Here is a 12015-nt window from a genome sequence, read left to right as displayed (position 1 = left end):
CGGCATTTCTTTGGGAATGAGTCGCTGCGGCGCGGCACAAAAATCAAAAAATAACAGTGAAAACCTTTGAACATTATTTTCTCGGCGCCAACCGCTGGGCACTGATCCTGCTGCTGGCCGCCATGGCCCTCATCATCTTCACGAACGTGGCCCTGCGTTACCTCACCAGCCAGTCGATCGAATGGGCGGAAGAAGTCTCCCGCCACATGATGATCTGGCTGACCTTCCTGGGCGCCGGGCCGGTGCTGCGATACGGCGGCCACATCGCCGTCGAGAACCTGCAGGACGCGCTGCCGCGCAAGGCCGCCGTGGCCCTGCGCATGTTGGTGGCGACGCTGCTGTTTGCCTTCTTCATCTTCATGATCTGGTACGGCTGGCTCTACATGGGCCGCACCATGTTCCAGCTCACGGCGGCCACCCAGATCCCGTTTGCCTACATCTATTCGGCGATGCCTGTCGGCGGCCTGCTGCTGGTGATCCACTGGGCACTGATCGTGCGCGGCTACGTGCTGGAGCGCAGGTTCGCGTCCGATGCCCATTTCGATGCGACTGCGAGTGCGTCGCTATGAGCGCCAGCCTGCTCCTCATCGTGTCGACCTGTTTTTTCCTGGCCATTGGCGTGCCGGTGGCATTTGCGCTGGGGCTGGCCACCGCAGCCACGCTGATCCTGGCCGAGAACTTCCCGCTGTTTGTGCTGCTCAAGGAAACCTTCACCGGCATCGACAGCTTTCCGTTGATGGCCGTGCCCTTCTTCATCCTGGCTGCCGAACTCATGAGCGGCGGCTCGCTGACAGAAGTGCTGCTGAAGTTTGCCGGGCAGTTTGTCGGCCACAAGCGCGGCGGGCTGGGCTACACCAATGTGGTGTCGCTGACCTTCTTCTCCGGCATCTCGGGCTCTGCGCTGGCCGATGCGGCCGGCCCAGGCTCCATGCTGATCCGCATGATGGACAAGGCCGGTTATGACCGGTCCTACGCCGCCGCATTGACCGCTGCCACAGCGATTGTCGGCCCCATCATTCCGCCCTCGATCATCATGATCATTTACGCGCTGCAAGCTGACAACGTGTCGGTGGGTGCACTGTTTGTGGCGGGCCTGATCCCCGGGTTATTGATTGCCGTGGCCATGTGCCTGGTCAATTTCCACGTCTCGAAAAAGCGCAATTATCGCGGCGACGGCGGCATGCCACCCTGGCCCGAAGTCTGGCGCACCACCTGGAAGGCCATTCCCGCGCTGCTGCTGCCGGTGATCATTCTGGGTGGCATGCGTGCCGGCTGGTTCACACCTACCGAAGCCTCTGTGGTTGCGGTTTTTTACGCGCTGATCTGCGGCAAGTTCATCTACCGCACACTCGAGTGGAAAGCCCTGCCCGACATCCTGGCGCGCTCGGCGCTGTTGACCGCCTCGGTGCTGATCATCATCGGCATGTCGGCTTCTTTCGCGTGGATCCTGACCATCGAGGGCCTGCCGCAGATGATGGCCGACTGGATCATCAGCATGAACCTGTCGCCCTGGATGTTCCTGATCTTCGTGAACATCTTCCTGCTGCTGTTCGGCATCTTTATCGAACCACTGCCCGGCGTGATGGTGCTCGCGCCCATCCTGGCGCCGGTGGCGCTCAAGCTGGGCATTGACCCGATCCACTTCGCGATGATCGTCATCTACAACCTGACGCTGGGCATGATCACCCCGCCGGTCGGCGGCCTGCTGTTCGTGACCTCGAATGTGGCACGGGTGCCCATGGGGCCGCTGGTCCGCGAGCTGGTGCCCTTTCTGTGGGCGCATGGCGCGGTGCTGCTGCTGCTGACATTCATGCCCGCGCTGAGCACCTGGCTGCCACGCGTGCTGGGCTTCAAGTAGCGGGCGCTTTTTCCGCTTCCGTTACACTTAAGCCCGTCAGGAGAGAGTTTTCCCCGCGAAAACCGCCGAAGGCGCATGCCCCCCCCTTATGGTGGACTGAACGCTCAGGCAAAAGGACTGGCAACCGCCCTTCGGCAAACATTTGGCGAGCGGCGTTCCCTACTGGAGAGAGGCGGCCTTCAAGGTCGTCCACCGAAGGAGCAAGCCCGCATCGCCGGGTGAATCTCTCAGGTAAACCGGACAGCAGGGGTAGCCCATGGTTGAAGGCCATGTTGTCTATTTGCCCCGGAGAACGCCTGTGTCTGCCACCGATACCCTCCTGCTGAAAACACCCCTGCATGCGCTGCACCTCGAACTCGGTGCGCGCATGGTTCCGTTTGCGGGGTACGCCATGCCGGTCCAGTACCCGGCCGGCCTGATGGCCGAACACCAGCACACACGCACATCGGCCGGTCTTTTCGACGTGTCCCACATGGGCCAGTTGCGCCTGGTCGGACCGGACGCTGCCGCAGCCCTTGAAACCCTGATCCCGGTGGATGTGATCGGCCTGGCGGTCGGCAAGCAGCGCTACGGGCTGCTGCTCAATGAGGACGGCGGCATCATCGACGACTTGATGTTTTTCAACCGGAATTTTGCCAATGGCGGCGACATCTTCATCATCGTCAATGGCGCCTGCAAGGTTGGCGACATCGCGCATATCCAGCAGAAAATCAGCGCCCGTTGCGAAGTCATCCCCATGCCTGAGATGGCGCTGCTTGCCCTGCAGGGACCGCAAGCCGTGACTGCGCTGTCGCGGCTGGCACCCGGCGTTGAAAAACTCGTTTTCATGACCGGTGGGCATTTCAAGGTTGCCGGTTGCGACTGCTTTCTCACCCGCAGCGGCTACACCGGCGAAGATGGTTTTGAGATTTCCGTGTCGGCCGAGCAGGCCGATACGCTGGCGCGTGCCCTGCTCGCGCAGCCCGAAGTCAAGCCCGTCGGTCTGGGTGCGCGCAACTCGCTGCGGCTCGAAGCCGGCTTGTGCCTGTATGGCAACGACCTGGACACCAGCACCACGCCGGTGGAAGCCAGCTTGAACTGGGCGATCCAGAAAATACGGCGCGCAGGCGGGGCACGTGCGGGTGGCTTTCCTGGCGCGGACAAGGTGCTGGCGCAATTAACCGACCCCGCAACGCTGAAGCGCAAGCGGGTCGGGCTGATCGCACTTGAGCGGGTGCCTGTGCGTGAGCACACCGAGCTGCACAACGCCGAAGGCCAGCGCATTGGCGAGGTCAGCAGCGGTTTGCTGGGCCCCACCATTGACAAACCAGTCGCCATGGCCTTTGTGGACCCGGTTTATGCAGCGCTGGGCACAAAAGTCAACGCTATCGTACGTGGCAAACCTGTGCCCATGGAAGTGGTGGCCATGCCTTTTGTTCCCAACCGGTATTTCCGCGGCTAAGTTTTTATTCTTTTTTTTGGAGAAAGCCATGATCAAGTACACAGAAGACCACGAGTGGGTCAAAGTTGAAGGTGACATCGCTACCGTCGGCATCACGGTCCATGCGCAGGACGCGCTGGGTGATGTGGTGTTTGTCGATTTGCCATCCGTCGGCGGCAACTTCGCGCAAAAAGAAGTGGCCGGCGTGGTGGAGTCGGTCAAGGCCGCCGCCGACGTTTACATGCCGGTCAGCGGCGAGATCACCGAAGTTAACGAAGCCCTGCGCGACGACCCCGCCCTGGCCAACACCGACCCGCTGGGCGCCGGCTGGTTCTTCAAAGTCAGGCTTGCCGACAAGGGCCAGCTTGATGCCTTGATGGACGAGACCCGTTACGCCAAGTTTTCTGCCAACGCCTGAAATTTGTCTAGCTCCCTCTCCCTCTGGGAGAGGGCTGGGGTGAGGGCTAGCGAGCGTCAAAATATAACGGCAGGTTGATTGAACGTGCTCCCTCACCCCTACCCTCTCCCAGGGGGAGAGGGGGCTAAAACCAGCAATCTATTAGGACTCCAAACCATGCTGATGCCCACCGCCCGCCCGCTCGGCGAGCTTGAAAACCCCGCCGAATTCATCGCCCGCCACATCGGCATTGATGCAACCGACGAAGCCCACATGCTAGGCGTTGTCGGCTCGGCCTCGCGCCGCGCGCTGATTGACGGCATTGTTCCGCGCGCCATTGCGCGCAGCAGCGCGATGGCGATTCCGCCACCGGTGACTGAAGCGGCCGCGCTCAAGCAACTCAAGGCCATGGCGGCCAAAAACCAGGTCTTCAAGAGTTTCATCGGCCAGGGCTACTACGGCACGCTGACGCCCGGCGTGATCCTGCGCAACATCCTCGAAAACCCCGCCTGGTACACCGCCTACACGCCTTACCAGGCCGAAATCTCGCAGGGCCGCATGGAGGCGCTGATCAACTTCCAGACCATGGTCTGCGAGCTCACCGGCATGGCGATTGCCAACGCCTCCATGCTCGACGAAGCCACCGCCGCAGCCGAAGCCATGACGCTGGCCAAACGCAGCGTCAAGAGCAAGAGCCATGTCTTTCTGGTGGCCGGTGACTGCCATCCGCAGACCATTGAAGTGATCCAGACCCGCGCCAAGCCGCTGGGTATTGAGGTCAGGGTCAGCACCGCCTCCACCACCCTGCCCATGATGATGGCCGAGGGCGACTACTTCGGCGTGCTGGCGCAGTACCCGGCCACCACCGGCAGCATCCACGACCTGCGCCCGCTGGCCGGCCTGGCGCATGCGGACGGCGCCGCGCTGTGTGTGGCCGCCGACCTGCTGGCGCTGACCCTCTTGATCCCACCGGGTGAATGGGACGCCGACATCGTGCTTGGCAACACCCAGCGTTTCGGCATGCCCATGGGCAACGGCGGCCCGCATGCGGCCTACCTGGCTTGCCGCGACGAGTTCAAGCGTTCGCTGCCAGGGCGACTCGTCGGCGTCAGTGTGGACAGCCACGGCCAGCCGACCTATCGCCTGGCGCTGCAGACACGCGAACAGCACATCCGCCGCGAAAAAGCCACCTCCAACATCTGCACAGCGCAGGTGCTGCCGGCCGTGATTGCCAGCATGTACGCGGTCTACCACGGCCCGCAAGGCCTCAAGCGCATTGCCGAACGCGTGGCGGCCTACACGGCCATCTTTGTGCAGGGCCTGAAGACGCTGGGTTACCAGATCACCAACGCCGGCGCCTTTGACTCGGTCACCGTCAAGACCGGCGACGCTACTAATTTGATAGCTGATCGCGCCCGCCAGGCGGGGGCCAACCTGCGATTTCGCTTGAAGAATCACCTGGGCGTGTCGCTCGACGAAACCACCAGCCGCAAGGACATCGAGCTGCTCTGGTCTTTCTTTGCCCAGCCCGGCCAGGTTGTGCCGGTGGTCAGCGCTTTTGAAAAGGGTATCGAATCATTGATCCCTGCGGACCTGCGCCGTAGCAGCGACTTCCTGACGCACCCGGTGTTCAACACGCACCACTCCGAGACCGGCATGTTGCGCTACATCCGCATGCTCAGCGACAAGGACCTGGCGCTGGACCGCAGCATGATCCCGCTGGGCAGCTGCACCATGAAGCTCAACGCCACCAGCGAGATGATTCCCATCACCTGGCCCGAGTTCGCCAACATCCACCCATTTGCACCGCAAGATCAGCTACAGGGTTATGCCGAGCTCGACAAGCAGTTGCGCGACTGGTTGTGCCAGGCCACCGGTTACGCAGGCATCAGCCTGCAACCGAATGCCGGCTCGCAGGGTGAATACGCCGGCCTGCTGGTGATCAAGGCGTGGATGGAAGCCAACGGCCAGGGCCACCGCAACATCTGCCTGATCCCCTCGTCGGCGCACGGCACCAACCCGGCCAGCGCGCAGATGGCTGGCATGACAGTGGTGGTGACCGCCTGCGATGCGCAGGGCAATGTGGACATGGCCGACCTGAAAGCCAAGTGCGAGCAACACAGCGACAAGCTGGCGTGCGTGATGATCACCTACCCCAGCACCCACGGCGTGTTCGAGACGCAGGTGAAGGAGCTCTGCGCGCTGGTACACAGCCACGGCGGGCGTGTATACGTGGACGGCGCCAACATGAACGCGCTGGTCGGTGTGGCAGCGCCCGGCGAGTTTGGTGGCGATGTGAGCCACCTGAACCTGCACAAGACCTTCTGCATTCCGCACGGCGGCGGCGGCCCCGGCGTTGGCCCGGTGTGTGTGGTGGCGGACCTCGTGCCTTACCTGCCCGGCCACGCGACAGCAGGCTACCCAGGCGGGGGCGCCAGTTTTTCCGCCGGGCCGCCCCAAGGAAAAACAGCCCCCTCGGGGGGCAGCGAATTACACGAAGTGAAAAGCGTGGGGGCCATATCGGCTGCGCCGCTGGGCAATGCGGCGGTGCTGCCGATCAGCTGGATGTACTGCCGCATGATGGGCCCCGAGGGCCTGCAGCAGGCCACCGAGGTCGCCATTCTCAGCGCTAACTACATCAGCGCGCGGCTGAAAGACCACTACCCGACGCTGTACGCGAGTGCCAACGGCCACGTCGCGCATGAGTGCATCCTGGACCTGCGTCCATTGAAAGAAACCAGCGGTGTCACTGCTGAGGACGTCGCCAAACGCCTGATGGACTACGGCTTTCACGCGCCCACCCTGAGCTTTCCCGTGCCCGGCACCCTGATGGTTGAGCCGACCGAAAGCGAAACCCTGGCCGAGCTGGACCGCTTTATCCACGCAATGATCGCTATCCGCGAAGAGATCCGCAAGGTCGAGGCCGGCGACTGGCCGCAAGACAACAACCCGCTCAAACACGCGCCGCACACAGCGGCCAGCTTGCTGGGCGCGGATTGGGACCGGCCCTATTCGCGCGAAACCGGCGCCTTTCCGCTGGCCTCGCTCAAGCAGGTCAAGTACTGGCCGCCGGTGGGCCGGGTCGACAACGTCTACGGCGACCGCAACCTGTTCTGCAGTTGCGTGCCAGTGAGTGACTACGCGGCCTGAGCCACTGAGGCATGGAGACCCAGACGCTGGTCATCATTGCCGGTGCCATCGCTGCGGGCTTTGTTCAGGGCCTGTCGGGTTTTGGTTTCGGCCTGGTGGCCATGTCCTTCTGGGCCTGGACGATTGACCCGCGCCTGGCAGCGGCCATGGCGGTGTTTGGCGCCCTGACCGGGCAAATCATTGCAGCCGTGACTGTGCGGCGCGGCTTTGACCTCAAGACATTGGCACCGTTTGTGGTGGGAGGCCTGATAGGCATTCCGCTGGGCATGCTGCTGCTGCCGCAGGTGGACGTGCAGGTGTTCAAGGCTTTTCTGGGCGCCCTGCTGGCCGTCTGGTGCCCGGCGATGCTGTTCGGTGCACAACTGCCGCGCATCACCCGCGGCGGGCGCATCGCCGACGCGCTGATCGGTGCAGGCGGCGGCGTGATGGGTGCACTGGGCGGTTTTACCGGCGTGTTGCCCACACTCTGGTGCACGCTGCGCGGGATGGACAAAGACGCTCAGCGCACCATCGTGCAAAACTTCAATTTGTCGATGTTGCTGGTCACCTTTGGCAGCTACATCGCCACCGGCATCATCAGCCGCGCCACCCTGCCTTTTCTGGCGATTGTGGCCCCTGCCATGCTGATCCCCTCGCTGCTGGGGGCGCGGCTTTATATCGGCATCAGCGAAGCGACTTTCCGAAAAATTGTGCTGAGCCTGCTGACAGGCACCGGCGTCGCCTTGCTCGTCTCGTCAGTGCCGGGTTTGTTGCAACGCTCCGCCTGAGGGGGCGTTGAACTGCCCCGCCGGCTTTCAGAAGCCGGAGCGGCTCTGAATCTGATATTGATTTAATAACATGCTGCGCTCGTTTCAAATGGGCTGGAGGCCGATTTTGTTTGAAATCAAGGGTTGAGATGGAATGGGAGCTGTCGGGCGATTTCAGGCAGTTAACGGTGTGTCGCCGAATGCCCGCTAATGATGCAAAACGGAAAAATTTCTTGACGCCCCTGCCGACTTCATGAGCTGTGCATGCGAATCGCTTGAAAAGTGTGATTGCCGTAAGATTGGCAGATGAGTTCAACAGATCACGATCACAGCGAGTTGGGTGAAATGGATTTGCGCGTGCGAGCACTGGAAACCGTGCTGACGCAAAAGGGGTACATCGATCCCGCCGCACTGGATGCAATTATTGATACCTATCAGACCCGAGTCGGCCCGCGCAATGGGGCGCGGGTTGTGGCGCGCGCCTGGTCTGATCCAGCCTACCGGGAATGGCTGTTCACCGATGCCACGGCGGCGATTGCCTCGCTGGGCTACCAGGGACGCCAGGGTGAACACATGGTTGTAGTGGAGAACACCCCCGAGCGCCATAACATGGTGGTCTGTACGCTGTGCAGCTGCTATCCCTGGCCGGTACTGGGATTGCCGCCCACCTGGTACAAGAGTGCGCCGTACCGTTCGCGGGTCGTCAAGGACCCGCGCGGCGTATTGGCGGAATTCGGGGTCGCCCTGCCGGAAGCGATGGAGATCCGGGTCTGGGACTCGACCGCGGAGGTTCGTTATCTCGTTCTTCCGCGTCGCCCTGAGGGCAGCGAGGGGTTTGATGAAGACGCACTTGCCCGCCTCGTCACGCGGGATTCAATGATTGGAACCGGGCTGGCACTGCGCCCTGGGTCAGGCCTGTCGTGACTTACACGACGCATGCTGATCTGGGTGGCTTGCCGGGTTTCGGCCCGGTCACGCTTGAACCCGAAGGCGAATTGTTCCACGCGTCGTGGGAACCACGCGCACTGGCACTGACCGTCGCCATGGGCGCAACCGGCGCCTGGAACCTGGACATGATGCGGGCCGCGCGTGAGACGCTGCCTGACTACCGTGAACTCAGCTACTACGAAATCTGGCTTTTTGCCCTGCAAAACATGCTAGAAAAGCGGGGCCTGGTGACGCCCGAGGAAGTCAGCGCCGAGCGGATGTTGCAGGCATCGCCAGCCTTGCCACGCGTTCTAAAAGGGGCCGATGTCCATGCAGCGCTGGCGCGAGGCGCTTCGACCGAACGCTCGCCTGTCGAGCCCGGTCGATATGCACAGGGCCAGAAAGTCCGGGTTCGCAAACTGCAGGCTGATCATCACACCCGGTTACCCGCGTATGCTCTTGGCAAAGAAGGTGTGGTTGAGCAAATTCGCGGTGTGCACGTGTTTGCAGACGCGCACGCGCAGGGACTGGGCGAGCAGCCACAGTGGCTCTATGCTGTGGCCTTTGACGGGGTTGAGCTGTGGGGGGATGCCGGTTCGCCTGGCGTGCAGGTCTGCATCGACGCATTTGAGCCTTACCTGGAAGCACTGTGACCGAAATTCCCGCGGCAATCAACGATGGCGCCGCCGTCTTTGGGGAGCCGTGGGAAGCGCAGGCGTTTGCCATGGTATTGATGCTTCATGAGCGTGGCATTTTCACCTGGCAGGAATGGGCCGACGCCCTGACCGCGCAGATCGCCCGTGCGCAGCGCGATGGTGATCCGGACCGGGGCGACACCTATTACGAACACTGGCTGCATGCCCTCGAATCCCTGGTAGCCAACAAAGGCGTCAGCAGCAGGGCCGAACTGGATCGATATCGTGACGCCTGGGATCATGCCGCTGACCGTACGCCTCATGGTCAGCCGATTGAATTGCGGACCGGCGATTTCAGTTAGTCGTCTTTGCCTGCATCCAGTTGCATTTGCCTGTTTCTGTCTGTCGTCGCCTGCCTGATAGCTTTGAAACCAAGCATCGGCGAGCGCACCTCAATCGTCAAAAGTGCAGCGATTCTTGACCGCCCACTCAATCCGCAGTGCGCACTCGCTGGTGGACGTGGACGTTCGGCGTCACAGAGCATGGCGCGTTACAATTTCGCTTATTTCCCCACGGAAATCAATCATGAATTTCAGCATCGAGTGCGAGGAAGAAGTCGATGGCCGCTGGATCGCTGAGGTGCCGCAGCTTCCTGGTGTCCTGTGCTACGGCAAGACTGCCGACGACGCCATGGCGAAGGCGGAAGTGCTTGCCCTTCGTGCCCTGGCCGAGCGCCTTGAACAGAGTGGGTCGCGTCCTGTAGCGATCAGTAGCAAAAAGTTTTACTTGTGATTGCGGGCAGAGTCTGTCCCGGACCCGGTCCGGAAACCCGCACTCCATGGATCCCGGATCAGGTCCGGGGCCGCAACGACAAAGCAACGTTTTTTCATTGCTGCGTGGGGTGAGTGACTTAGCTGAACAGTATTGGGCTAAAAGCATAAATCACCATGAAACCCGATTGAAAACACTCATTCACCTACCTTTCCGCGCGAGGCCTTGATCTCCGAGCGCTGGCTTTTTCCGGCCAGGCGCCGCTGCTTCGAGCCATAGGTCGGCTTGGTGGCGCGCCGCGGCTTGGGCGGCTGGGCCACACTGTCAACCACTTCCTGCAACCGCGCCAGGGCATCGGCCCGGTTCATCTCTTGCGTGCGGTGCTGCTGCGCTTTAATGACGAACACGCCTTCCAGCGTAATCCGGCTGTCGCTGAGCGCCAGCAAGCGGCCCTTGATGTCGTCGGGCAGCGAAGAGGCGGCAATGTCAAAGCGCAGGTGAATCGCGCTCGACACCTTGTTGACGTTTTGCCCGCCCGCACCCTGGGCCCGGATGGCGCTGAACTCCACCTCGCGTTCATCCACCGGAAATTTCAGCGGCAGCGGCATTTCAGCGCCCGGGAGGTTTGAGAAGACCCGTCAAGCGGGTTGGGCCAACTCGGCCAAGCCGGCGATTGCCAAGGCATACCCCTTGACGCCGAAGCCGGCCATCACCGCCCTGGCGGCCGGCGAAATGTAGGAATGATGCCGAAACGCCTCGCGCGCATGGACGTTGCTGATGTGCAGCTCGATCAGGGTCACGCCAGCGCCCTTGATGGCGTCATGCAGCGCCACGCTGGTGTGGGTGTAGGCACCGGCATTGAGGACGACGCCCACCAGCGTACCGGCCGCCTGGGCGCGCCCCGCCTCCTGGATGGCGTCGACCAGCGCGCCTTCGTGGTTGCTCTGGCGAAAGTCGAGCTTGAAACCGTGGGTGACGCAGGCTTTGGCGCACAGGGCCTCCACATCGGCCAACGTCTGTGCGCCATAGACAGCGGGCTCGCGCGTGCCGAGCAGATTGAGGTTGGGACCGTTGAGGACGAGAACTGTTTTCATGGACTCAGGCTTTCAATGTGTGAACCGGCATTATCCAGCCTGAATTTTAGGGGGCTGTCCGGCCGCCCGCCTGGATCTGCGTGACGGTGGGAGCGGGGCGAATCGCGCACAATCACGGGTCCCCATGCAAACCCGCCACTTCCTCCAGTTGATTGCCCTGTCCGCGCTGTGGGGCGGCTCGTTTCCGCTGCTGCGCATTGCCAGCCCTGCCCTCGGCCCCTGGCTGCTGGCGGGCCTGCGCTGCGCCCTGGCTGCGGTGGTGCTGGCGCTGCTGATGCGGGTGCTGCGCGAGACATGGCCGGGTCGCGACGCCTGGCCACGGCTGGCCGTGCTCAGCGTGCTCACCGTCGTCGCGCCTTTTGTGCTGTTCAACTGGGCCGCGCTGGTGATCCCGGCCGGTTATTCGGCGGTGCTCAACGCCACTGCGCCGCTGTTCGGCGTGCTGGGTGCCGCTGCGGCGGGCGAAGAGCGGCTCAGCGCGCGACGCCTGGTCGGTTGCGCGGTCGGTTTTGCCGGCGTCGCATTGCTGGTGCAGCTCGGTCCGGTCGCCGTCACACCGCCCGTGGTGCTGGCCGCGCTGGCCTGCACAGCGGCTGCGGCCGCCTACGGCTTCGGCGCTATTTTGATGAAACGCGCGACCATGGCCTATTCGCCCTTGCCCGCCTCGGCGGTGGTGCATGTGGCGGCCACACTGATCTTGCTGTTGCCGGCGGGTGTGGCGGCTCCGACGGCGCATTACAGCACCGGCGCGCTGGCTGCCGTCGCGGTGCTGGGCCTGGTCACCTCGGGGCTGATGTACTGGATCAGCATGCGCCTGATGCGCGAAATTTCGGCCAGCGCCGCCACCTCGGCGGCCTTCATGATCCCGCTGTTTGGCGTGGCCTGGGGTGGCATCTTTCTGGGCGAGCCTGTCACCTGGGGCATGGCACCGGGCTGCGTGCTGGTGCTGGCGGCCACCGCGCTGATCACAGGGTTCAACCCGTTTCGCGACAAAGGCCAAGCATGAGTTGTTTCGTC

Annotated in this window: 13 protein-coding genes and 2 riboswitches; of the genes, 11 read left to right on the top strand and 2 right to left on the bottom strand. The window is 62.7% G+C overall.

The window, feature by feature from the left end; all coding sequences use genetic code 11:
• Positions 1–56: 56 nt before the first annotated feature.
• From Q8O29_RS07225 to Q8O29_RS07180, 10 genes are all read left to right on the top strand, one after another.
• The gene (locus tag Q8O29_RS07225; RefSeq protein ID WP_305561387.1) at positions 57–569 is read left to right on the top strand and encodes a TRAP transporter small permease; all 513 of its coding nucleotides are present in this window, start codon (positions 57–59) and stop codon (positions 567–569) included.
• Positions 566–1858, top strand: a complete 1293-nt coding sequence (locus Q8O29_RS07220) for a TRAP transporter large permease (protein ID WP_305561386.1) — start codon at positions 566–568, stop codon at positions 1856–1858. The genes Q8O29_RS07225 and Q8O29_RS07220 overlap by 4 nt, the downstream gene beginning before the upstream one ends.
• 27 nt (positions 1859–1885) lie before the next feature.
• Positions 1886–1988, top strand: a riboswitch (glycine riboswitch).
• Positions 1989–2010: 22 nt separating this feature from the next.
• Positions 2011–2112, top strand: a riboswitch (glycine riboswitch).
• A gap of 113 nt (positions 2113–2225) precedes the next feature.
• A complete protein-coding gene (gcvT, locus tag Q8O29_RS07215) occupies positions 2226–3299 on the top strand; it encodes a glycine cleavage system aminomethyltransferase GcvT (RefSeq protein WP_371134172.1) in 1074 nt (357 codons plus the stop codon).
• A 28-nt stretch (positions 3300–3327) separates the two neighbouring features.
• Positions 3328–3696 carry a glycine cleavage system protein GcvH gene (gene gcvH, locus Q8O29_RS07210; protein ID WP_305561384.1) on the top strand — a complete coding sequence of 123 codons (369 nt, stop codon included), beginning with the start codon at positions 3328–3330 and terminating at the stop codon, positions 3694–3696.
• A gap of 156 nt (positions 3697–3852) precedes the next feature.
• Positions 3853–6825 (top strand): aminomethyl-transferring glycine dehydrogenase, encoded by a 2973-nt coding sequence (gene gcvP / locus Q8O29_RS07205; RefSeq protein WP_305561383.1) that lies wholly within the window; start codon positions 3853–3855, stop codon positions 6823–6825.
• A gap of 11 nt (positions 6826–6836) precedes the next feature.
• Positions 6837–7592 (top strand): sulfite exporter TauE/SafE family protein, encoded by a 756-nt coding sequence (locus tag Q8O29_RS07200; protein ID WP_305561382.1) that lies wholly within the window; start codon positions 6837–6839, stop codon positions 7590–7592.
• A gap of 285 nt (positions 7593–7877) precedes the next feature.
• Positions 7878–8495 carry a nitrile hydratase subunit alpha gene (gene nthA, locus Q8O29_RS07195; RefSeq protein WP_305561381.1) on the top strand — a complete coding sequence of 206 codons (618 nt, stop codon included), beginning with the start codon at positions 7878–7880 and terminating at the stop codon, positions 8493–8495.
• Positions 8492–9151, top strand: coding sequence for a nitrile hydratase subunit beta (nthB, locus tag Q8O29_RS07190; RefSeq protein ID WP_305561380.1), 660 nt, complete (start codon positions 8492–8494; stop codon positions 9149–9151). Before nthA ends, nthB begins: the two co-directional genes overlap by 4 nt.
• Positions 9148–9495 (top strand): nitrile hydratase accessory protein, encoded by a 348-nt coding sequence (locus Q8O29_RS07185; RefSeq protein ID WP_305561379.1) that lies wholly within the window; start codon positions 9148–9150, stop codon positions 9493–9495. The genes nthB and Q8O29_RS07185 overlap by 4 nt, the downstream gene beginning before the upstream one ends.
• Positions 9496–9718: 223 nt before the next feature.
• Positions 9719–9925: a type II toxin-antitoxin system HicB family antitoxin gene (locus Q8O29_RS07180; protein WP_305561378.1), complete on the top strand. Its 207-nt coding sequence runs from the start codon at positions 9719–9721 to the stop codon at positions 9923–9925.
• 176 nt (positions 9926–10101) lie between these two features.
• On the opposite strand, the gene arfB is transcribed toward Q8O29_RS07180, so the two are convergent.
• Both arfB and aroQ read right to left on the bottom strand, forming a co-directional pair.
• On the bottom strand, positions 10102–10512 hold the full coding sequence (arfB, locus tag Q8O29_RS07175) for an alternative ribosome rescue aminoacyl-tRNA hydrolase ArfB (protein ID WP_305561377.1): 411 nt from the start codon (positions 10510–10512) through the stop codon (positions 10102–10104).
• A 30-nt stretch (positions 10513–10542) separates the two neighbouring features.
• Positions 10543–10998 (bottom strand): type II 3-dehydroquinate dehydratase, encoded by a 456-nt coding sequence (aroQ, locus tag Q8O29_RS07170; RefSeq protein ID WP_305561376.1) that lies wholly within the window; start codon positions 10996–10998, stop codon positions 10543–10545.
• A gap of 124 nt (positions 10999–11122) precedes the next feature.
• Here aroQ and Q8O29_RS07165 point away from each other — a divergent pair, with 124 nt between their 5' ends.
• Positions 11123–12004 carry a DMT family transporter gene (locus Q8O29_RS07165; RefSeq protein ID WP_305561375.1) on the top strand — a complete coding sequence of 294 codons (882 nt, stop codon included), beginning with the start codon at positions 11123–11125 and terminating at the stop codon, positions 12002–12004.
• The last annotated feature ends 11 nt before the right edge of the window (positions 12005–12015 follow it).

Source organism: Polaromonas sp. (assembly GCF_030689685.1).
GTDB lineage: Bacteria > Pseudomonadota > Gammaproteobacteria > Burkholderiales > Burkholderiaceae_C > Polaromonas.
This window is presented reverse-complemented; position numbering and strand designations above follow the sequence as displayed.